This window comes from Arcobacter venerupis (assembly GCF_013201665.1).
Taxonomy (GTDB): Bacteria; Campylobacterota; Campylobacteria; order Campylobacterales; family Arcobacteraceae; genus Aliarcobacter; species Aliarcobacter venerupis.
The window spans coordinates 2,559,637-2,582,434 of the sequence record NZ_CP053840.1 but is presented as its reverse complement, the minus strand read 5'-3'; the positions used below and the strand labels follow the sequence as shown (position 1 = coordinate 2,582,434).

The 22,798-nt window shown below is 27.5% G+C and carries 17 protein-coding genes and 1 pseudogene; 7 read left to right on the top strand and 11 right to left on the bottom strand.

Going from position 1 to position 22,798, the window contains the following annotated elements; genetic code table 11:
• Positions 1–16: 16 nt before the first annotated feature.
• Genes flhA through AVENP_RS12765 form a run of 6 tightly spaced genes read left to right on the top strand, consistent with a single transcriptional unit; the run spans position 17 to position 6,505 of the window.
• Positions 17–2,128 (top strand): flagellar biosynthesis protein FlhA, encoded by a 2,112-nt coding sequence (flhA, locus tag AVENP_RS12790; protein ID WP_128359652.1) that lies wholly within the window; start codon positions 17–19, stop codon positions 2,126–2,128.
• Between the two features lie 18 nt (positions 2,129–2,146).
• Complete coding sequence (locus tag AVENP_RS12785; RefSeq protein WP_128359651.1) at positions 2,147–2,854, top strand: efflux RND transporter periplasmic adaptor subunit; 708 nt, start codon at positions 2,147–2,149, stop codon at positions 2,852–2,854.
• A complete protein-coding gene (locus AVENP_RS12780) occupies positions 2,841–4,547 on the top strand; it encodes a molybdopterin-dependent oxidoreductase (RefSeq protein ID WP_128359650.1) in 1,707 nt (568 codons plus the stop codon). Before AVENP_RS12785 ends, AVENP_RS12780 begins: the two co-directional genes overlap by 14 nt.
• The gene (locus AVENP_RS12775) at positions 4,534–5,715 is read left to right on the top strand and encodes an MFS transporter (RefSeq protein ID WP_228201893.1); all 1,182 of its coding nucleotides are present in this window, start codon (positions 4,534–4,536) and stop codon (positions 5,713–5,715) included. Before AVENP_RS12780 ends, AVENP_RS12775 begins: the two co-directional genes overlap by 14 nt.
• Positions 5,706–5,930, top strand: coding sequence for a hypothetical protein (locus AVENP_RS12770; RefSeq protein WP_128359648.1), 225 nt, complete (start codon positions 5,706–5,708; stop codon positions 5,928–5,930). Before AVENP_RS12775 ends, AVENP_RS12770 begins: the two co-directional genes overlap by 10 nt.
• Before the next feature lie 11 nt (positions 5,931–5,941).
• Positions 5,942–6,505, top strand: coding sequence for a flavin reductase family protein (locus AVENP_RS12765; protein ID WP_128359647.1), 564 nt, complete (start codon positions 5,942–5,944; stop codon positions 6,503–6,505).
• A 31-nt stretch (positions 6,506–6,536) separates the two neighbouring features.
• On the opposite strand, the gene mscL is transcribed toward AVENP_RS12765, so the two are convergent.
• A complete protein-coding gene (gene mscL / locus AVENP_RS12760) occupies positions 6,537–6,974 on the bottom strand; it encodes a large conductance mechanosensitive channel protein MscL (RefSeq protein ID WP_128359646.1) in 438 nt (145 codons plus the stop codon).
• A 186-nt stretch (positions 6,975–7,160) separates the two neighbouring features.
• On the opposite strand from mscL, the pseudogene AVENP_RS12755 reads away from it, so the two are divergent.
• Positions 7,161–9,524 (top strand): annotated as a pseudogene (locus AVENP_RS12755) (methyl-accepting chemotaxis protein); the annotation flags it as partial.
• Positions 9,525–10,192: 668 nt separating this feature from the next.
• On the opposite strand, the gene AVENP_RS12750 reads toward AVENP_RS12755, so the two are convergent.
• From AVENP_RS12750 to AVENP_RS12705, 10 genes are all read right to left on the bottom strand, one after another.
• Positions 10,193–11,026, bottom strand: a complete 834-nt coding sequence (locus AVENP_RS12750; protein ID WP_128359644.1) for a DUF5718 family protein — start codon at positions 11,024–11,026, stop codon at positions 10,193–10,195.
• 164 nt (positions 11,027–11,190) lie between these two features.
• Positions 11,191–12,684, bottom strand: a complete 1,494-nt coding sequence (locus AVENP_RS12745; RefSeq protein WP_128359643.1) for a fumarate hydratase — start codon at positions 12,682–12,684, stop codon at positions 11,191–11,193.
• Positions 12,685–12,856: 172 nt separating this feature from the next.
• Positions 12,857–13,840, bottom strand: a complete 984-nt coding sequence (locus AVENP_RS12740; RefSeq protein ID WP_128359642.1) for an HpcH/HpaI aldolase/citrate lyase family protein — start codon at positions 13,838–13,840, stop codon at positions 12,857–12,859.
• 33 nt (positions 13,841–13,873) lie between these two features.
• The gene (locus tag AVENP_RS12735) at positions 13,874–14,935 is read right to left on the bottom strand and encodes a MaoC family dehydratase (RefSeq protein ID WP_128359641.1); all 1,062 of its coding nucleotides are present in this window, start codon (positions 14,933–14,935) and stop codon (positions 13,874–13,876) included.
• Between the two features lie 10 nt (positions 14,936–14,945).
• A complete protein-coding gene (locus AVENP_RS12730; RefSeq protein WP_128359640.1) occupies positions 14,946–17,465 on the bottom strand; it encodes an aldolase/citrate lyase family protein in 2,520 nt (839 codons plus the stop codon).
• Between the two features lie 14 nt (positions 17,466–17,479).
• Entirely contained in the window at positions 17,480–18,610 is a 1,131-nt protein-coding gene (locus AVENP_RS12725) for an HpcH/HpaI aldolase/citrate lyase family protein (protein ID WP_128359639.1), read from the bottom strand.
• Between the two features lie 283 nt (positions 18,611–18,893).
• Positions 18,894–19,511 (bottom strand): dethiobiotin synthase, encoded by a 618-nt coding sequence (bioD, locus tag AVENP_RS12720; RefSeq protein WP_128359638.1) that lies wholly within the window; start codon positions 19,509–19,511, stop codon positions 18,894–18,896.
• A gap of 61 nt (positions 19,512–19,572) precedes the next feature.
• Positions 19,573–21,099, bottom strand: a complete 1,527-nt coding sequence (locus AVENP_RS12715) for a BatD family protein (protein WP_128359637.1) — start codon at positions 21,097–21,099, stop codon at positions 19,573–19,575.
• The gene (locus AVENP_RS12710; protein ID WP_128359636.1) at positions 21,080–21,856 is read right to left on the bottom strand and encodes a tetratricopeptide repeat protein; all 777 of its coding nucleotides are present in this window, start codon (positions 21,854–21,856) and stop codon (positions 21,080–21,082) included. The genes AVENP_RS12715 and AVENP_RS12710 overlap by 20 nt, the downstream gene beginning before the upstream one ends.
• A complete protein-coding gene (locus AVENP_RS12705) occupies positions 21,853–22,797 on the bottom strand; it encodes a vWA domain-containing protein (protein ID WP_128359635.1) in 945 nt (314 codons plus the stop codon). The genes AVENP_RS12710 and AVENP_RS12705 overlap by 4 nt, the downstream gene beginning before the upstream one ends.
• Position 22,798: the final 1 nt, after the last annotated feature.

Genomic DNA, 22,798 nt, shown 5'->3' with positions numbered 1-22,798 from the left:
TAATTATAATTAATATATGAATATAAAAAAGTTTTTTACTAAAGATTTAATAGTTGTTGCACTATTTGTTTCTATATTATTAATTATAATTGTACCTTTACCAAGAGGAATCTTAGATTTCTTCTTGGTAATTTCATTATCTATATCTTTACTTATTTTATTAATATCTTTATACATACAAAAACCATCAGATTTAACAACTTTCCCTACGCTTATCTTAATATTTGCACTTTTTAGGCTATCTTTAAATATTGCAACAACAAGGTCAATTTTAAGTGAAGGACATAATGGTCCAGATGCTGTAAGTTCGATAATTTCGGCATTTGGTGAATTCGTTGTTGGTGGAAATATGGTTATTGGTATTATTATATTTATTATATTAGTACTTATTAATTTTATGGTTGTAACAAAAGGTGCAACAAGAGTTGCTGAGGTAACTGCTAGATTTACACTTGATTCAATGCCAGGTAAACAAATGGCCATTGATGCTGATTTAAATGCTGGATTTATTGATGATAAACAAGCACAAGCTAGAAGAAAAAGTCTAATTTCAGAAGCAAATTTTTATGGAGCGATGGATGGATCTTCAAAGTTTGTAAAAGGTGATGCGGTTGCTGGTATTATTATTACAATAGTGAACTTAGTTGGAGGAATATTAATAGGACTTTTTCAACATGATATGACTATTAGTGAATCAGGAGAAATTTATACTATTCTAACTATTGGAGATGGTTTAGTAGCTCAAATACCAGCTTTAATTTTATCAACTGCAACTGCAATTATTATTACTCGTTCTAACATGGATGAAGAAAACTTTGCAAGCCAATCTATTTCTCAATTAATTAATGACAGTAAAGCATTGATTTTATTGGGTATTGGAATGGTTCTTTTTGGTTTTATCCCAGGTTTCCCAACTGGTATTTTAATGGGTATGGGTTTCTTAATGATATTTATAGGGTATGTGATAAATATGATAAATGATAAACAAGATAACTCAATTACTCGATTCTTTAAAACAGAAATTGTTAAAGCAAAAGTTGATGATGACATCAATGTACTAAAAGAGAAAAAGAAAAGCATGGCTATTGCTGATGAAACTCAAACAATTGAAAATATAATGAAACTTGAAGTTTTAGAGTTAAAACTTGGAATCAGATTATTACAACTTGTACAAGGAAATTCTGAATTACTTGATAAAATTAGAGCTATTAGAAAAACAATTGCAAGTGAATTAGGTTTTGTTATTCCTCAAATTAGAATCTCTGATGATGCAAATTTATCACCAAATGAGTATCAATTATATTTAAAAAGAATTCCACTTGTAAAAGGAAGAGTTGAAGTTGATAAACTTCTTGCAATGGGTGGATTAGCAAATGAAAAATTAGTTGGATTAAAAGTTAAAGAACCTGTATTTAATCTCGATGCCACATGGATTACTAATGATATAAAAGAAGAAGCTTTAATGAAAGGATTTACAGTTGTAGATGCTCCAACAATTATTTCAACACATATTTCTGAAATTATCAAAAAACATGCAGAAGATATTATTACAAGACAAGATATTGTTGATATTGTTGAAAGATTGAAAAAAGATTTCCCAATTGTAATTGAGGAAGCTATGAAAGTAACTTCTTATGGTTCTTTATTAAAAGTTTGTAGAGATTTATTACATGAAAAAATTCCAATTGTTGATATGCTAACTATTATTGAAGCAATAGCAGATATTGCAGAATTTACTAAAGCTCCAGAAATTTTATTAGAACACGTAAGAGCAAAACTATATAGACTTATTACGCAAAAGTTTAAAGATAATGATGGTGTTTTACATATTGTTACAATTAAACCTGACCTTGAGCAACAGTTTATAGGAAAACTTCAAGAACACCATGGAGTTTCACAGCTTATGATTTCAATAGCAGAGATTAATAATCTTGTAACAAAAACAAAAAAACTTTTAGATGATGTTGAAGCAAAAGGTTTTTCAAAAGTAACAATGGTTGTAGACCCTGTTCTAAGAAAAAGAATATCAGAAATTTATGAGAAATTTGGTTTACAAATTTCAGTTTTATCTCATGCTGAACTTGATTCAAAAGCAAACTTTGCAATTGAGGGAACGTTAGAGTTTTAAAAAATATAAGGAAAATATATGAAAATTATATGGATTTATTTAATATTGATTTCATCAATATTTGCAAATGAATATTATGCAAAATTAGAACCAATAGAAAGTTATGAAGTAAAAGCGGCAGTTGCTGGAAAAATAATATATTCTAATTCTAAAATTGAAGGATTAAAAGCAAATAATTCAACAATTATAGAAATAGATTCACAAGTTAATAAAGTTGAGCTTGAACAATCAAAAAATAAATTAAAATATATTGACGAAATGTTACAAATTGAAAAAAACAATTATGATAGATTAAATCAAGTAAGTTCTAAATCAGCCTTTGAAAAAGATACTCAAAAATTAAAAGTAATTAATTTAGAATCTTCAAAAGCTGATATGATAATAAATATTGAAACATTAAAAGATACAATAAATAATAAAAAATTAGTAGAAAAGTCAAATTATATTTTTAATATTGCAGTAAAAGATGGAGATTATGTAAATCCTGGAACTCTACTTTATGAGGCAAAAGATTTATCTAAAGGCAAACTGGAATTTTTTGTTCCAATTGCTCAAATTGATGAAATTAAAAATAAAGATATTTATTTAGATGGTAAAAAAAGTGATATAAAAATATCAAAAATTTATGATGTTGCAGATGCTACAAATATTTCAGCATATAAAGTGGAACTAATAATAGATGATGTAAAAATATTTTCAAGGTTGGTGAAAATTGAATTCAAATAATAAAGTAGCATGTCCTTTAGACTGTTATGATGCTTGTCAAGGGCAAATGATAGATGGCAACATAAAAGGCTCAAAAGAGCATAAAACTACTAATGGAAAGCTTTGTGTAAATTTTGCAAACTTATTAAAAGAAGATAATCTAAAAAAATCTTTTTTTGAAGGCAATGAAATTTCATTAAAAGAATCATTAAATATTTTAGTTGATAAATTAAAAACAACGACTCCTTCTAAAACACTTTTTTATAAAGGAAGTGGAAATATTGGGGTAATGCAAAGTGTAACAAAAAACTTTTTTACACAATATGGAGCAACTTTAACTAAAGGTAGTTTGTGTGATGGTGGTGGTGGTGCTGGAATTGAAGCAGGGCGACAGAATGTAATTAATCCACCAATTCAGAAATTAATAGATGCGGATATTATTATTGTTTGGGGAAGAAACTTTACTGTAACTTCTTCTCATATGTATAATTTAGTAAAAGACAAAACATTTATAACTATTGATCCTCTTTGTACTGATATTGCGAAAAAATCACAAATACATATGCAAATTAATCCAAAAACTGATTATGAATTAGCTTTATTATTTACAAGATTTGCTCATATGCAAGATTTAGAAAATTCGCAATTTATTGAAGAGTTTGGAAATGGTGCAGATTGGTTTTTTGATATAGCAAGAAATAGACCACTTGTTTCATATGAGGCAACAACTGGTATTTCACTCTCACAAGTGTATGAATTTTTTGATTTAATTAAAGATAAAAAAGTAGCTATTGTTTTAGGACTAGGAGTTCAAAAATATTTTGAAGGTGCTCAAATTACTAGATGTATTGATTCTTTTGCTGCATACATGGGATTCCACAAACAAGATGCTGGTGGAATTTGGTATTTAAGTGATTCAGGATTTGGTTATGAAAAACCATTTGAAATAAAAGGAACAAATAAAAAAGTTTCAATTCCTGAAGTTGAATTTTCTTCGTATGATTTAGTTTTCATTCAAGGTGGAAACCCTGTTATTTCTCATCCTAATACTCAAAAAGTAATTGATGGCTTAGATAAAACATTTGTTGTTTATTTTGGAACTACATTAAATGAGACTTGTGAATATGCAGATTTGATTATTCCATCTTGTTCTTTTTTATCAAAAAGAGATGTTAGATTATCTTATGGTCATGAATTAAAATCTATTTCGGATGTTGTAATTGCAAAAGATGAAAATACAATGAGTGAATATGAATTAACTTCTTATTTAATTGAACAATTTAATTTAAAAGAGTTAAAAAAAGAAGATGAAATTATCTCATATTATGAAAATCATAAACCAAAATTAGAAGATTTTGAAACATTCGATTTTGTAGAAGAGTTAGACATTGAACCTTTATATAAAGAAAAAACAAATGATAATTTTTATTTTATTACAGGAAAAAGTAAAAAATCACTAAATTCTCAATTTACAAATGATAATTTTGTATATTTAAATGCAACAACAAATTTTAAAGATGAAGATATTGTTAATATATCTTCAAAATATGGAAGTGCAAAATTTATTGTAAAAATAAATGATGATGTAAAAAGTAATTGTGCTTTCTTTTTTGCAGGAAATAAAAATGCTAATTATCTAACTCCTGCAAAAGAAGATGAAAGTTCATTTTCTGCAATATTCCAAGAAGTATTGGTGGAAATTGAACTATCGTAAACTTTTTAGAGAGCATAAAATTATAAGGGATTTATCCCTTGTTCAATTTATCTCTTATTTTGGAGCTTGGTTTTCAAATGTAGCTATTTATACTATGCTTGTAAATTTTGGCTCAACAGAATTTGCTATTTCTTTAGTAACTGCTATGCACTTTTTACCAGCAATTTTAATTGCTCCTTTTTCAGGTGCAATAATTGATAGAGTTAAAATCAAACCTTTAATGATAAGTCTTATTATAGTTGAGTTAGTAATGACTTTATGCTTTTTAACAATAGATGACAAAAGTCAACTTTGGCTTTTGATGATTTTCATTTTTATTAGAATGAGTGCTGCTTCTATGTTTTTTTCAACAGAAATGTCACTATTAGCTAAACTATTAAGAGAAAAACCATTACAACTTGCAAATGAAATACATTCAATTATTTGGTCATTTACTTATGCTGCTGGTATGGCAATAAGTGGTTTTGTTGTAAATCTTTATGGTGTAAAAGTAGCTTTTATTATTGATGCTTTTATATTTTTTACTGCTTTAATAATTTTTATAAATATTGATTTTGTTGTAAAAGCAAGTGTTACAACAGACAAAATCTTTCAACTTATAAAAGATGGATTTATTTATATCAAAAACCATAAGATAATGTTACATTTAATCTTTTTACACTCTTGTGTTGGATTAACTTCTTTTGATGCTTTGATTACTATTTTGGCAAAAAATGAGTATAAATATGTTATCTCTGTTCCTTTAGCAATTGGATTATCAAATGCTGTAAGAGCAGTTGCATTGATGATTGGACCTATGTTAATATCAAAATATGTTACAAAACAGAACTTACACTATTTAATGATATTTCAAGGATTAAGCATAATTTTATGGGGATTTATGCAAGAAAACTTTTATATATCTTTGATAGCTTTATTTTTTGTGGGACTAAGTACCACGATTTTATGGTCATTTACCTATGCTTTAATCCAAGATACTTGTGATGAAAGATTTATAGGAAGAGTTATTTCTTACAACGATATGTTTTTTATGCTTTCATGTGTACTAACAACTTTATTTATTGGATTAATGGCAAGTTTAACTTCTGTAGATATAATAACTATTCTTTTAGGAGTAGGATTTTTAGCTTTTGCTTTTTATTACACAAGGATTTTGAAATGGATATAAACGAAAAGATTTTATTGTTAGCAATATTAAAAAAAGAAGTTGATGAGTCTTTAAATGATGTTGTTTTAAAACTAGAAAATACAAATTTATTTTCTTTAAAAGAGGGAAAAAAACTTTTAAAAAAACTTAGAAGTGAAGAGTTTATTACTGATTCTTATTTGACTTTAAAAGGTGAAGTTATTGCTAAAAATGTAGAACAAGAATTTAAAATATAAAAGGGAAATAGATGATTTTAGATTATAAAAATATTGACGATTTAAATAGATATAAAATTATGTCAGGAACTGTAATTCCACGACCAATAGCTTGGATAGTAACTGAAGATGAGGGTGTTTTAAATGCTGCACCTTTTTCATATTTTATTCCTATTTCTTCAAATCCTGCATTATTAATTGTTTCAATTGGGAAAAAAGATGATGGAAGTCCAAAAGATTCATTAGCAAATATCTTAAAAACTAAAAAAGCAACTATTTGTTTTGTAAATAAAGATAATGTTGATAAAGTTCAAAAATGTGCAATGCCTCTTGGAAAAGATGAGAGTGAAATTGAAAAGTTTGAAATAGATGTAAAAAATGTAATGGAAGGCTTTCCTCCAATGATAGCATCTTCACAAAGTGCAATGTTTTGTGAATATTATGATACATATAAAATTTCAGGAGATATTACACCTGTAGTTTTAGAGTTAAAGTATCAATATATTGAAGATGATAGAATAAATGAAAGAAATCATGTAAATGTAGAAAATCTTGGAAGATGTGGAGTCTCTTTTAAAGCTTTAGTTGATTTATAATTAAAAGGCATTTGCCTTTTAATATTTTGTTTTATACTGCTGTATTTCCACAGTGTCCACATTTTTTTGCAGCAATTGGAATTTCCATTGCACACTCACTACAAACTTTTGTAGTTGGAGCTTTTTCTTCAACAACTTCTTCTTTTTTTAATTTGTTATATGATTTTATAAACATAAACATTACAAAACCTAAAATTACAAATGAAATTGTATCATTTACAAATAAACCTAATTTAATTGCAGGAGCTCCAGCTTTTTCTAATTCTGCTAAAGTAGCATAAGAATTTCCATCTAAAGAGATAAACAATTGTGAAAAATCAACTCTTCCCAGTAATAATCCAATTGGAGGCATAATCACATTTGTTACAAGTGATTTGATTAAAGTTGCAAAAGCAGCTCCAAAAATAAATCCAACTGCCATATCAACTACATTGCCTTTTATTAGAAAATCTCTAAATTCTTTTAACATATCTTACTCCTAATATTTTTGAAATTATAATCAAAATATCTTCATTGGTACTAAAATTATAAAAATCAAAATTAAATAACTTATTAATAATCCTTAGATTACATCTTGATTACAAAAAATAATCAATAATTCCACTTTTAAAAAATATAAGATATATTACACAAAAAAAATTTTTTAAGGGTAAAAATGAATAATTTAAAATTACAGCATAAGATATTTTTAATATTGTTACTTCCTATTATTGCAATATTAATTTTATCTTTTATCTCAATTAAAGATAAATATGAAAAAAATATAAAAATGAATGAGAGTTTAAACTATCTTTATTTTTTAGAAAATGTTTCATCGTTAATTCATAATCTACAAAAAGAAAGAGAATTCTCAATACTTTTTTTAGAGACTTATGGAAAAGAATATGTTGAGGAATTAAAAAATCAAAAGATCAAAAGTGATGAGTCAACTAATAAATTAAATGAATCTTTGAAAAAATACTCTTTTTTTAAAGATGAAGATTCAAATAAAGAGATTTTAAATTATGAGACAAATATTAAGAATATTGATGAGATAAGACAAAAAAGTTTAAAACTAGAAATTAGTAAAGAAGAATTAGAAAGAATTTATACAACACAAATTGATAATTTAACAAATTTTGTAGAGAACTTACTTAAATATTCAAATATTGCAGATTTATTAAAATATTCTCAATCTTATATTGCATTTTCCCATTTAATAGATGAATCATTTGATGAGCAAGAATATATTAGAAATATTTTAAATATTGGAAATATTTCTGGGGATAATTACAATAATTTTTTAACATCAGTTTCAAAACAAAATCTTTATTTAGAAATTATAAAAAATAATATATTTAATGAGGACTTAGAGAATCTAAAAAAAATATTTTCATCTAATGATTTTGAACAAATTGATAATATTAGAAAAGTTATATTTTTAAAAAGTCAGAAAAATGAGTTTATGTTAAAAATAAAAGAACTTAGTGGTTATGGAGGATTAATTAATTTATACAAAGATTATTTAGAAAACAAAGATGATAAATTATTAAATAAAATGCAATCAAAACACTCTTCTCTTTTAAAAGTTATAAAATATTATGAAAAATTTGATGGAACAACTCCTGAAGAAATTGTCTTGTTAAAAACATTACAAGATACATTTGATTTAATGATAGCAAATGCATATGATATTTCTCAATCTGATAATGACTCTTCAAATAAAGAAAAGATTGATAATAAAAATGCCATTAATGCTTTAAATCAATTATCAAATAATATTTATGGTGCTAATATAAACTGGAAAGAGAAATCAACTAATAAAATTAATTTATTAATAAATGCTCAAAAAGAACTATATGATGATTTAATCTCTTATGTAAATACAAATATTACAACTTTTAGAAATCAAATAATTTTTGAGTTAGCTTTTATAACATTTTTAACTATATTAATATTTATTATTATTTATTTTATGACAAGAAAAATTGTTATATCAATGAGAAATTTTCAAGCTAATTTAAATGAATTTTTAGCCTATTCAATGAAAGAAAAAGAAACAGTAACTTTACACGATATTCAAGGAAATGATGAATTTGCAATAATGACAAAAGAGATGAACTCTCAAATTAAAAAAATTGAAGAGATTCAAGAACAAGATAAAAAAGTTGTTTTAGAAATATCAGATGTAATAGAAAAAGTAAATAATGGATTTTTTGAGTATACAATAAAACAAAAAGCTGTAACAAAAGATATTGAAGATTTAAGACTTATTATAAATAAGATGTTAAATAGAACAAAATCTAAAATTGATAATATAAATCTTTTGTTAAATAGTTATATGCAATCTGATTATGTATTTAAACTTAGTGAAGTTCAAAAGAGGGGTATGTATGGTGATTTCGGAACATTATGTACATCAACACAACTTTTAGGGAATTCTTCTTCTCAATTAATTGCAATGATTACAAATGCTGGAATTGAACTTGAAAACAATACTAAAATTTTAGCGAGTTCTTCAAATGAATTAGCTCTTTCTTCAACGCAACAAGCAAGTTCATTGGAACAAAGTTCAGCTGCCCTTGAACAAATAACTTCAAATATAAGAAATAACAATCAAAATATGAATCAAATGATGAATATTGCAAATGATGTAAACGAAGCTGCAACTATTGGAAGTAAATTTGCTTTCCAAACTTCAAATTCTATGGATGAAATAAATGAAAAAGTTAAAGCAATTAATCAAGCTATTTCAATAATTGATCAAATTGCATTTCAAACAAATATTTTATCTTTAAATGCTGCGGTTGAAGCTGCAACAGCTGGAGAAGCAGGAAAAGGATTTGCTGTTGTTGCAGCAGAAGTAAGAAACTTAGCTTCTAGAAGTGCAGAAGCTGCACGTGAAATAAAAAATTTAGTTGAGAGTGCTAGTTTAAAATCAAATGAGGGAAAAGATATAGCTCAAAATATGATAAAAGGATATGAGAGTTTAACTTCAAAAATTACTCAAACAAAAGATATTATTCAAAATGTTACACAGTTTAGTAAAGAGCAAGAAGTTGGTATTATTCAAATAAATGAAACAATTTCAAGATTAGATATTGCAACTCAAGAAAATGCCTTTACCTCTTCAAATATTGATGTTTTATCAAAAGAAGTATCTAAACTTTCAAGCAGATTATTACAAATAACTGCACAAGCAAAAATAGATAAGAATTATTATGAAATGGTTGAAAATATAGATTTAATGAAAGATATTTCAAAATATAAAAATGATCATATAAATCTAAAAAAGAAATATTTCTCAACACTTGATTCTTTTGAAAATTGTGAAGTAGTAGATTGTAAATCTTGTAACATGGGAAAATGGATTATCTCTTGTGAAGAAAAAAATGTACCATTTACAAAGTCAAAAGAGTGGAATATATTAAAAACAAATCATGAAGAAGTTCACGAAAAAATTGGATTTTATATTCAGAATAATGCAAAAAGGGTTGAAAATAAACTTTTAAGAGAAATATCAGCTCAAATTGAAGATGCAACAGCAAATGTTTTTGACAGCTTAAATGATGTTTTATATATTGATTCAAAAAATTTAAAAAAAGTAATTAATCTATAAAGTTTTTATATATCTTTATATAAGAGTATATATTTATATATGAAAATATATACTTGATTTTAATAAAACAAAGCTTTTAAAAGCTTTGTTTATTGTACTATTTGATGAAGTTTTGAACATTGTCCTAAATAAGTATCCATCCCGCACATATCATTCATAATATCTAAGAAACTATGTGCATGGGCATTATAAACATAAACAAAAATTTCATCACCTTTTTTTAGAAAATTGTGTTTTCCAAATTCTGTATAAGCAGTTGCACCTGCTGCTATTAAAATACCTTTTGAATTTTTTGCCTCAGTCATAAATTGAGTTAACTCTTCAAGTGGTCCACAATCTTCTTGGGTATTTAATTTATTTATCATCCAATCTTTTAATTGATGAAAAAAGTAACTATATGATTTTACAGCACTTGTTGTTCCATAATCATATACAATTCCATCTCTTTTGATAAATGAAGAGATATGATATTTACTTAAAATTCCTTTTTCAGTAAAGTTATCAATCTCTATAATATCTTGTGAAATTCCTTTTGTATTAATTCCCCAGTTCTTTTTAGTACTTAATTTCTCTCCATTATTTACCCTAATAGAGCAGTCATTAAAGGCTGAAAAATATTTTGGAATAATATCAATTACTTTTCCATCTTTGTATTCAAAGTCACAAATTAATGCAACTTCTGCTTCAACTTGTAAATTCTCATTTTCTCTTCCATGTGTTAAAATAATTTCATCACATATTGGATAAGTTCCCAAAAAACTGTTATGGTTTTTTATATAAAAAGGAAACATTCCTTTTGGTGCATCTTTTTCTTCGGTTTTTATTACTGCAAATTCACTAGCTTCTCCCGCTTCACCTAAGTGATTAGCAAAATTTCCAGCAACAGCAAAACCTAAATAATCTTTTAAATCATCTAATAACATTTATTTTCCTATATTATTATCTTTTAAGTGGGAAAGAATAACATTTATTTTATCTTCTTAAAGTCAAAAATTGAATCTAGTTTGTTGGTATAAGGATTATTTTAGGTAATAGAAGTGTATAAAGTTATAAGTTAAAACTACAAAAGGCAAAAGCCTTTTGTAAATTAAATAGTTCTCCATTTAGCAGGACCAGTAGTGTGAATTGAAACACCTTCTGTATCAACTGCCACAGTAACAGGCATGTCTTCTACATCAAATTCGTAAATAGCTTCCATTCCCATTTCTTCAAAAGCAAGAACTTTAGCATCTTTAATTGATTGAGAAATTAAGTATGCTGCACCTCCCGTTGCAATTAAATACATAGATTTATATTCTTTAATTAAATCAATTGTTGGCTGTTTTCTTTCAGCTTTACCAATCATTCCCATGATTCCAATTTCCATCATGTCTTTTGTAAATTTATCCATTCTTGTAGATGTAGTTGGTCCCGCAGGTCCTACTTTTTCATCTCTTACTGGATCAACAGGTCCAACATAATAAATGAATCTGTCTTTTAAATCAACACCATTTGGAAGAGGTTTACCAGCATTTTTGTACTCAACAATTTTTTTATGAGCAGCATCACGTGCAGTTAAAATTTTTCCAGTTAATAATAATGTATCACCTGATTTAAATTGAGATAAGTTCTCTTTAGTTAAGTCTGCAATATTTACTTTTTTAATTGTATCCATTGGAAGTTCAATATCTGGCCATAAATCTAAATTTGGTTTTTTAAATTTAGCTACACCTTCTCCAGCTTTTAGTTTAAAGTGAATATGTCTAGTTGCAGCACAGTTAGGAATCATTGCAACTGGTAAAGAAGCAGCATGACATGGATAATCTAAAATTTTAACATCAACAACTGTTGTTAATCCTCCTAATCCTTGTGCACCAATTCCTATTTTATTAATATCTTCATATAATTTTAATCTTAATTCTTCTAAAGCATTTTGAGGACCTCTTTTTTGTAGTTCATGAATATCAACATGACCCATTAAAGATTCTTTTGCTAAAAGCATAGCTTTTTCTGGATTTCCACCAATACCAATACCTAAAATTCCAGGAGGACACCATCCAGCTCCCATTTCTCTAACATTTGCCATAACCCAGTCATAAATAGAATCTGATGGATTTAATACAGCAAATTTAGATTTGTTTTCACTTCCTCCACCTTTTGCAGCAACAGTAATATCTAATTCATCAGAATTATCAACAGTAACATGAATAACAGCAGGAGTATTGTTTTTAGTATTAGTTCTTTTTCCAGCAGGATCAGAAACAACAGAATATCTTAAAGTATTATCAGGATCAGTATATCCTTTTGCAACACCTTCGTTTAATACATCAACTAATTCTTTCGTTAATTCCAAGTTAGCTTTTAATCCAACTCTAACAAAAATATTTACTGATCCAGTATCTTGACATAAAGGTCTATGTCCCAATGCACACATTTTAGAATTAATTAAAATTTGTCCAATTGCATTTTTAGCAGCTTCACCTTTTTCATTTTCATAAGCTTCAACCATAGCTGTTACAAAATCTTCTGGGTGAAAATATGAAATGTATTGACAGGCGTCTGCAATACTATCTACTATATCTTGTTCTTTAATTACTTTCATCTTTTTTCCTTTACTTTAGAAATTGCATTATTATACCAATGTACAGATGAAATACATCTTTTTAAATTGAAGAATTGAAAATTATTTTAATATTAGTATGAGCTTTTCTCATTTGAAAAAAGTTCAAATATTGTAAGACAACTTAAGACCAAATGGCCTTAAGTGAAAAGGATTAAGAAAAGAATCTTTTAGTTACTTCATCTTGTAATTTTGTTCCAGAGAAATTTGCTCTTTGAACTAATTCCCAGAAATATCTGTAAGTTGCTCTATCGTGTAATTCACCATCATATTGAATTGGTCCCCACTCAGCATCTTGAGCAGCAATTAAAATATTTTGTGCAGCTTCAAGTTCTGTAAAGTCTGGTTTCATAGCATCAACAATAGCTTGTACTTGAGTTGGGTAAATTGACCACATTCTCATAAACCCGAACTCATTTCTTGCTTTTTCCGCATCTTTGTAAGTTTGGTATGGGTTTTTTAAATCAAGTGTAACATTATGACAAGGAATAATGTGATTAGAAAGTGCAGCTTGAACAACTTTAGCTTTTGCAGCAGCAATTAATCTATGTTCAAATTGACCTGGACTTCTCATATTAGAAGCAGGAATTGCACCTTGGTAACCAGAAACGAAGTCCATTAATCCAAAGTCTAAAACTTGTACCCATGGTAGTGTTGCAGTTTTTTCAACATCTCTTAAAGCACCATGAGTTTCAATTAAAACGTGAATAGGGATTTCTCTTTTAATTCCAGCTTTTTTTGCAGTTTCTTGGATATATTCAACTTGAGTTTTTGCATCTTCATAAGAAGTTGATTTTGGAATTGTAATATATGCTAATTTTTCTCCAGCACCTGGTACTAAAATATCAATATCTTGTCTCCAATCTGGATGGTCAAAATCGTGGATTCTAGTTCCAGCCATTCCATAAGGATTTGCATCAGAATTAACAACTCTTACGATCATTTCAGCATGTGCAACTTCTTTACCAGTTTCAGCTCCATCTTCGCAGTCACAAGTAATATCAAAAACAGGTCCTAATTTTTTTTGCATCTCAAAACCTTTTAAGATTAGCTTTTCGCTACCTGCAAAATGTTCACAAGATGGGATGATTGGTAAGTTGTCTCCAGAACCAAATAGTGCTTCATTAGGGTGTGTCATATTATTTCCTTTTTATTAAATTTAAATTTTGTATTATTTTTTTTCAGTTTTTTTCTTTGGAATTACAACCGTGTAATCCAAATCAAGAACAACATTTGGTAAATATTTACCATCTTCACTTTTTGGATTTTCAATCTCTTTTGGAGTTTGATTTTTAAGAGCAATAGTTCTTAATCTTAATAATCCAATATCTTCTCTATTTACTTCAATTGTTTCAACAACTTCAGTATAAGCATAGATTGTATCACCAGCGTATGTTGGGTTTGCATGAGCTCCACTATTTATTGCATACATCCATTGAGCATTTTGTAAACCATTAAATGAAATAGCTCTTGCCATTGAAATGATGATTCCACCATACATAAGTCTTTGACCCATTGGTGTGCTTTTCATCATGTGGTCGTTGAAATGTACTTTTGCATTGTTTTGATATAACTTTGTTGCTAATGTATGGTCACTATTATCAATAGTAATACCTTCTGGGTGATTTAATCTTTCCCCTTGCACATAATCTTCAAAGAAATATTTTCCACCAGTTGAATCTGTATCTACAGTTTTAATTGTTGGAATATTAATAACATCTGCAATTGGTGTTGTTTTTGCAAAAGTTGGAACTTCATTTACTCCACTTAAAGTAGAGTGGTCTTTTTTATGAACCATTACCCATCTTTTGAAGTTTAATACAACAGCGCCATTTTGGTTAACACCAATAGAGTGAACATAAACAACTCCACTTTTACCATTTGAATTCTCTTTTAATCCAATTACAGTTGATGTCATAGAAACTGTGTCACCCACGTAAACTGGATTTGGAAAAGACATCTCTGCATAACCTAAGTTTGCAATTGCATTTAAAGAAACATCTTGAACAGATTTTCCAAATGTAAGATGGAACATTAAAACATCATCAATTGGTTTTTTATCATAACCCATTTCCTTTGCAACTACATCAGAAGAGTGTAGGGCAAATCTAGAACCCGTGAAAGCGATGTATAAAGATACATCACCATCACTTATTGTTCTTGGAAGTGGATGAACGATTTTTTGACCGATTGAAAAATCTTCAAAAAAATTACCCATGTTTATCTTAGACAAATTTTACTCCTTATTTATTAAATAGGTTTTGACCTAAAGCTTTATATGTTTCATATAAAGTTATCATCTTTTTAGCCCATTTAATTCTTGAAGAATCTACTAATTTATCATTATGTAAAATTACTTCTTTACCGTCTTTTACTGCTTCTTCATATTTTGCAATCATTTTTTCATAATCTTCAACTTCAGCTTGTTTTGGAGTAAAAATATCATTGATATATTCAATTTGAATTGGATGTATTAATGATTTACCATCAAATCCTAAATTAAAGGCATCTTTTGTTGAATCTTCACAAGCAAACTCATCGTGTACATCAAAGTGTGGTCCATCAATTACCGTTTTACCATAAGCTTTTGAAGCAAGAGCAATTTGTGATAAATAATTTACCATTGCTTTTGAACCTTTTTTTACATCAATATGCAGTCTATTTGCAAGTTTATTAGAACCAACAACTACAACTTCAACTTTTGGTGATGCTGCACAAATTTCATGAATATTTAAAACAGCTAATGGAGTTTCAATCATAATCATCAAAGATAAGTCTGGATTTATTTTTTCTGTTAATTTAACTGCTTCTAAAACATCTTCTTTCGTTTGAATTTTAGAAAATAATAAACCATCAAGTTCAATTTCACCAGCAAGTGTCAAATCTTTTGCTGCATCTTCACTTCCAATATTATTGATTCTAAGAACTCTTTCTGATTCACCAAATTTAGATCCATCTTCTTTGTATACTTCTCTAATTACAGCTCTTGCAGTTTCTCTTTGCTCTTGTAAAATTGCTTCAAGATCAAAAATTACTGTATCAGCTAATACGGTTTTTGCTTTTTGAACATTGTTTTTATTGTAAGCAGGTACAAATAACATTGAACGTCTGGCCTTATATTCTACAACTTTTGTTCCTGTCTCGATAGCATGGTATTTTTCATGTAATTGTTTAACAAGTTGTTTTCTTAAAACTTTTCCATTTTTAGTTCTTGGATAATCAAGCATTGCAAAAATCTCTTTTGGAGCTTTGTATTTTGCTAAATTTGCTTGAGCAAATGCCAAAATCTCTCCTTGTTTTTCTTCAGATAATTCTTCATGTCCAATAACAGCTATTGCAACAATAGTTTTATCTTTTCCAATATCTAAACCAAAAGCAACACAATCAGCAACTGCATCGTGAGTTTTTACAACTCTTTCGATTTCATGTGGAGATACTCTAAATCCAAATGTATTGATAATATCATCTTTTCTACCAATAAACCAGATGTATCCATCTTCATCACGTCTCGCATAATCACCTGTAAAGAAATATCCATCATGTCTTGATTTTGCAGTTTCTTCTTCTAATTGCCAATACTCTAAGAATAATCCTGGATCATCTTCTCCAATACAAATCATTCCTTCTTCCCCATCTTTTACTTCTTCTAAAGTATCTGGGTCAAGTAGTTTTACAGTATGCCCTGGCTGAACAAATCCTGCACTTCCTGGTCTGATTGGGTTAAAAATCGAGTGTGAAATATAATAAGAACATTCACTCATTCCAATTGCTTCATAAATATCTTGTTTGAATTTTTCTCTCCAAAGACCTAACATCTCATCAGATAAATGCTCACCAGCTGACATACAATATCTTAAAGATGGGCAATCTTCTAAAGTAAAATCAGTTTTTTGGATAATTTGTCTATAAATTGTTGGAACTCCAATAAAAATAGTACATTTATGTTTTTTAATTAAATTAATCCAAGTTGATGCATCATTTGCACCCTCATAAGCAATAACCGTATGCCCATTAAACAATGGATCCATTAGAGCTGAACCTAAAACATACGTCCAGTTAAATTTACCAGAGTGCATGATTCTGTCATTTTCTTTAAAGTTAAACCAAAAATCAGTTGCTGGTTTTCTTCCAACAAGTGATCTGTGAGAGTGTAAAACACCTTTTGGATAACCTGTTGTTCCTGATGTATAAACTAAATATGCAGGTTCACCTGATTTAGAGTTATAGTGATTAGGAGTTTTATCTGTATTTTTAAAAATTTCATTTAATGAATAAACATTAATACCTTTTGGTTTTTTGATATTTTCAACACTATCAATTCCTGCAATTACAATAGTTTTTAAATTATCAAGGTTTTCTAAGTAAGGAACTAAGTTTTCATACATAGAAGCTGATAATACAATCGCTCTTGCTTGAGAATCTTCTGCAAGATATTTAACTTCGCTACCACTTAAAAGTGTTGAAGTTGGAACTGCAATGATTCCTGCTTTCATAGTTCCAAAAAAAGAAATAGGGTAGGCTAATGAGTTTTTTAAACAAACTAGAACTCTATCTCTTGCTTCTAGACCAATTCCTGTAAAGAAATTACAAACTTGATCAGATTTAGTAGCTAAATCTTTATAAGTTATTTCATCTGTACCTAATTTATCATCTTCAATAATCATTGCGATACTGTTCTCTTTAGGTGTTCCCACATGAGAAGAAGTACAAGCAACTCCAATGTTTAAAAATTCAGGTATTTCTATTTTAACGTTTGAACTCATAATATTTCTCCCTACTAAATTTGACCGTATGGCCAGTTTTCTTTAAATGTGTGAATTGGCATTCTATTTAATACAGATAATGCAAATATTTCATCTTCTTTCTCTAAGCTTCTTAATGCGTAAGCTCTTAAAATATTTTGTAAAGATTTACCAAACATTGGTGGATCTAACATTTCACCTTCATATCTAATTGCACCACTTAATAGCGCATCAGCTTCAATTGCAGCTTTTAAAATTCTAATATCTTTTGCAAGCTCATTTGGAGATGGAGTAAATGCAACTTTACAGATATTAATATGATTTGGTGTAATGATTTGTTTACCAGTTAATCCCATTGCATTTTCTCTAATTGCATGAGCATAAACATGTCTAGATGCATCATCACCATGTAAATCTAACCATCTTCTAATATCTTTTTTCTCAACACAAGAATCAGGTAATGAGTGTGGTGTTAACATAACTTCAACTCCACCAATAACTCCTTTACCTTTAATTCTAGCTTCCATTGTAAGCATATTAAAGAAAGTTTCTAACTCATTAATCCATCCTTGAGGAGTGATTTTATAAGCCATAGCTTTAGAAAAGTCATGGATTCCAAAAACAACATGTTTTACAGTTGAGTGTTCCATTAATCTATCTGCAATTTGTAAAGATTTTGGATGTTCAATAATTGGTTGAATTGTTAACTTACTTCCGATTGAAATTAACCAAGAAGATAAATCTCTAATTTCAGCACTTCCATAAACTTCTCCAGCTTTTGCTAAAACAATAACATCAATATATTGGTGGATTTGTTTTAACATTTTTAAATCTTCTTCATACTCTTCAGTTCTAAATGGATTAAGTCTGATAGCAATTTGAAAATTTCGCTCAGGAAATTTTGGTAACTCTTGAATTAATAACTCCCTTGACATAGCTTTTTGTCTACAACCATCTTCTAAATCAAATAATACAGTATGTGCTTTTGTTTTATAAGCGTGTTTTTGTAGTCTTAATTTCGCTTGTTCCATACTTTCATATGTTCCATCAAGTGGATTAAATTTGATTGGTGGGTAATATATTTGAATACCAGGCCAATATCCACCAAGAACTGGTGTTAAATCATCATTTGCTGTTAATTTAGATAAATCTATTGCAGAAGTCATTCTCATCTACCTTTCTTTTTATTGATTTTTATTATTGTTTCTTTATTTTCATCATAATTATTATACTTGAAAACTAACAAGAAAGTTATACACCATTTAAAATGAATTGTTTTTATGGGTTTTGAAATAGCAAATAAATTTAAGGTAGAAATCAGGAAAGGATTTAGAGCCTATAAATAGGGAGTTTTAGCGTTGAAATGTGCTAAAAAAAGCTTGAAATTTATTTAATATGAATAAATGTAAAGTTTAAAAATTAAATAAATTAGAAGAAATTTAAAAAAACTTATGATTTTTCTAAATCTTCTAGGAAATTTAATTTTCCAAAGTAGTCAAGTAAAAATGGTTTTGACACTTTTTCAAAGCTCTCAATATCTTGATATAAATTGATATAAAATTTAAAATTAATATTTTTAGCTTTTAAAGCATTAATAGAAAGTAGGGTGTCATTTATACCTCCCAGTTTTGATGAGGTGATTAAAATAGCTTCACAATCAAATATTTTTATTAAATCTATAATAAACAAATCTTTTTCAATTGGAACCATTAATCCACCAGCTCCCTCAATAATAAGCACATCACAAAATTGTTCTAAATATTTTTTTTTCTCTTTTAGAAACTCTATATCTATAATTGTGTTTTCTTTTGCTACATAAGGAGCTGCTGGAAGTTTGAATTGATAAGGAACAACATCATTTATTGTTACATTAAAAGAGGGATTTAGAGTTTTTACTAAATTTAACATTTTAGTTCCATCAAGGGGAAAATCAACAACACCTGTTTCAAAGGGTTTGAAATATCCAACTTTGAAACCTTTTTTTGCATAATGTTCAAGAAGTTTTCCGCAGGCATAAGTTTTACCTACATCTGTGTTTGTTGCACTTACAAATAGAATTTTTTTCATATTTTCTCTTTTGGTTTAATTGGCAAAAGTATAACAAAATAAAAATAGTGTAACTTGAAAGTTACATTATTTCATCTTCAAAGAAATTCATTAATTCATTTTTATCAATTTTATGATTTGTTTTTTTATAAAGATTCTCTTCTAATTTATTAAGAGTATCTGTAATTATTCCACTTTTTTTACTATATGTTAAAAGTAATTCAAATAACTCTTTATCATTTTTAGCTTTTTTAATTGCTTGTACTATATCTTTTTCAACTTTTTTATCTGTTTTCTTATTTCTAAAAAGTAGAAGTAATGCCAAAATAACAACTAAAACAACAAGAGCTAAAACTATGTAGTTTATATTTTTGTCTTCTTTTATCTTTGGAGTTTCTTCACTATTGTTTGAAACAATTGGCGTATTGTTTGAAGTTTCAATTTTTACAGCTGTGTTATTTGAATTATTATTTATAACTTTGATATTTATGGGTTCTGAATAGATTGTTTTAACTTGATTTGTATTTTTATCAAAATAAGTCAAAGAAATTTTTGGAATCGTATAATCATTTTGGGCAACAAAAGCTATTTTTTGAGAGAAATCCCCTTTATATTCTTTATCTTCAAATGTTGAATCAATTTTTGGCTCATCTGCGTAACTTACAACATTATCTATCGTTAAATTGAATTTTTGAATATCATCAATATTTCCAACCCCATTAATATCAATAGTTAGATTTACAGGTTGGTTTGCTTCAACTAAAGTTTTATCAACAGTTGCTTTTAAAGTGTAATCACCAAAAAGTTCTAAATTATTTGGTAAAGATTTAACTGATATATGCAAATCATTTGAATAAATTTTTTGCCATTTAATTGTACTTGTTATTGAATCAAAAAATGGGTCTTTAAAAAATGGATCATTAAAAAAATCATTTGCCATTTTTTGTTTAAAAGCTTTTCCCACATCAGCTTCTAAAGATTTTAAGTCATATTCTCCTGATTTTTGTGGAAATAAAAGATATTTTTGTGTGTAAACTATGTACTCATTTTCACTACTTTTTTCTGCATCACCTACTTTTTTTATCCAAAAATTTTCAAGTTTTGGGTCACTAATTTGAAGCTTATCAATTTGAGAATCAAGTTTATATTTAAACATTACATCTAAATTAATTGATTCCCCAACTTTTACTTCTTGTTTGTCTGCTTTTATTTGAATTACAAAATCTTCACCATCTTTGCTGGCACTTGGCTGTAAAACTGAAATTTTTTGAGGATTTGTTGTATAAGTTTTTCCATCAACTTTTACCTCAAAAGCTGGAATAATCACATCTTTTGTTGGAGCAAAACTATATGTTTTTGATATTTTTTTAGAATAGTTTCCATTTATAATAGTTGTTGAAGAAGATGAAGATCTATTGATTATATTATAACTATCAATTGTGTTGATTTCTGGAAATTCCACATCTCCATCACTATTTGAAGTAATTGTAAAACTAGCCATCTCTCCCGCGTAAATCGCTGGTGTATTTAGTGTTAATTTAACATCTGCAAATAAGGCACTTAGAAAAAATGTGCAAAATATAAATATTTTACCAAGGTTGTTTTTCATTGTTATCTCCTTTTGTTAATGGAAGTAAAAGTGTATTTATCTCTCTATCATTTAGAAGTTTTTGCCATTTTCTCTCTTCCATATTGCTAATTGTTTGTTCTTTTTGTGGCATTTCGGAAGCTGGTGTTTGTTTTTGCTCTTCTTGCTCTTTTTTATTTTCTTGTTTTGTATCTTTTTGATTCTCTGGTTTTTGGGAGTCTTGGCTATTTTGTTGTTGTTCAGGCTCTTGTCTATTTTCCTTTTTGTTTTCATCTTCTTTACTATTATTTTGTTGTTTGTCCTGATTTTGATTTTGAGAATTTTGTTGTTTGTTCTCTTCATCTTGCTTATTTTGGTCACTTTTATTATCTTGATTCTTTTTTTGTTCTTCTTTTTTCTTTTTCAAAACTTCCAAATTATGTTTTGCATCTTCATCATCTTTTATTTTTAAAGCATCTTCATAACTTTTTATGGCTTTATCTGTATCTTTTAAATTAGCGTAAGAATTTCCCATATTATAAAGTTTGTCAAACTCTAAGTTTTTATTTGAAATTGATGAATAAGCTTTTAAAGCATCTTCATATTTTTTTGCTTTGTATAAAGAGTCTGCTTCATTAAATTTTGCTTCATCACTATTTACCTTTGAGTAAGAATCTGCTGCTTTTTCATAATCTTTGTTTTCATAAGCTTTTTTTGCATCATCTAAATATTTAAAATCAAAAACCGAAGCCCAAGAAAAAGAAAAAGTAATAAAAAGTAAACTTATAAATATTCTCATGATACTCTCCTTGGAAGTGAAAAAATCCCCATAAAAAATAGGATTATTGCCAAGACTAATGGATAAATAAACAACTCTTTTTCATCCTTGATGACATCTTCTTTTTCTTTTTCAGCTTTGTAATTATTGTTTATAATTTCACTTAATTGTTTTATATCATCTTGATTTAATGATTGTTGCAAATATGCTCCATTTGTATCTAAAGCTAATTTTTTAATATTTTCATTTAGTTTTACTAAAACAGAATTTTCATTATCATCTTTGATAATTCCACCATTTAAAGTTCCTATATTATAAACATAAACTGTGATATTGTGGGTTTTTGCATAAGCTATTTCATTTTCAAAATTATCTTCATTTCCACCATCTGTAAAGATTAATAGAATTTTATTTTTTTCATCTTTTAATAAATCATCTGTAACTTCTAAAACTGATTTGATATTTGTACCTTTTAGATTTAGATAATCAAATCTTAGATTTTTCACTAAAAACTTCAAAGAGTTAAAATCCTCAGTCAAAGGTGAAATCAAAAAAGTTTGAGAACTAAAGCCCACAAGGGCTACTCTAATATTTTTTAGTTCATCTAAAAATGAGAAGAGTTTATTTTTTTCAAACTCAAATCTATTTGGATAAATATCATCTGCCATCATTGATTTTGAAATATCTACAGCCACTAACATATCCACAAAACTTGATTTTATTTTTATCTCACCATTTTGCATTACAGGTCTTGCAAGTGCAAAAATTAAACAAACAAAAGAGAAAATTAATATTATAGCTCTTGTTTTTTTTGAGAATCTGTTATTTTTAAACTCTATTTTCTTAAATACTTCAGCTGAAAATTGTCCTAAAACAAACTCTTTTCTCTTACTTATTAGATAAATCAAAGGAATAATCAAAAAAAGTAGATATAAAAACTCTATATTTTTAAAATAAAACATC

What these genes read in the sequence shown, in the direction of transcription:
- AVENP_RS12785 (WP_128359651.1), top strand. Translation starts at nt 2,147, where the DNA reads ATGAAAATTATATGGATTTATTTAATATTGATTTCATCAATATTTGCA.
- AVENP_RS12770 (WP_128359648.1), top strand. Translation starts at nt 5,706, where the DNA reads ATGGATATAAACGAAAAGATTTTATTGTTAGCAATATTAAAAAAAGAA.
- AVENP_RS12750 (WP_128359644.1), bottom strand. Translation starts at nt 11,026, where the DNA reads ATGTTATTAGATGATTTAAAAGATTATTTAGGTTTTGCTGTTGCTGGA.
- AVENP_RS12730 (WP_128359640.1), bottom strand. Translation starts at nt 17,465, where the DNA reads ATGAGTTCAAACGTTAAAATAGAAATACCTGAATTTTTAAACATTGGA.
- AVENP_RS12740 (WP_128359642.1), bottom strand. Translation starts at nt 13,840, where the DNA reads ATGACACACCCTAATGAAGCACTATTTGGTTCTGGAGACAACTTACCA.
- AVENP_RS12715 (WP_128359637.1), bottom strand. Translation starts at nt 21,099, where the DNA reads ATGAAAAACAACCTTGGTAAAATATTTATATTTTGCACATTTTTTCTA.
- flhA (WP_128359652.1), top strand. Translation starts at nt 17, where the DNA reads ATGAATATAAAAAAGTTTTTTACTAAAGATTTAATAGTTGTTGCACTA.
- AVENP_RS12725 (WP_128359639.1), bottom strand. Translation starts at nt 18,610, where the DNA reads ATGACTTCTGCAATAGATTTATCTAAATTAACAGCAAATGATGATTTA.
- bioD (WP_128359638.1), bottom strand. Translation starts at nt 19,511, where the DNA reads ATGAAAAAAATTCTATTTGTAAGTGCAACAAACACAGATGTAGGTAAA.
- AVENP_RS12745 (WP_128359643.1), bottom strand. Translation starts at nt 12,684, where the DNA reads ATGAAAGTAATTAAAGAACAAGATATAGTAGATAGTATTGCAGACGCC.
- AVENP_RS12705 (WP_128359635.1), bottom strand. Translation starts at nt 22,797, where the DNA reads ATGTTTTATTTTAAAAATATAGAGTTTTTATATCTACTTTTTTTGATT.
- mscL (WP_128359646.1), bottom strand. Translation starts at nt 6,974, where the DNA reads ATGTTAAAAGAATTTAGAGATTTTCTAATAAAAGGCAATGTAGTTGAT.
- AVENP_RS12765 (WP_128359647.1), top strand. Translation starts at nt 5,942, where the DNA reads ATGATTTTAGATTATAAAAATATTGACGATTTAAATAGATATAAAATT.
- AVENP_RS12710 (WP_128359636.1), bottom strand. Translation starts at nt 21,856, where the DNA reads ATGAGAATATTTATAAGTTTACTTTTTATTACTTTTTCTTTTTCTTGG.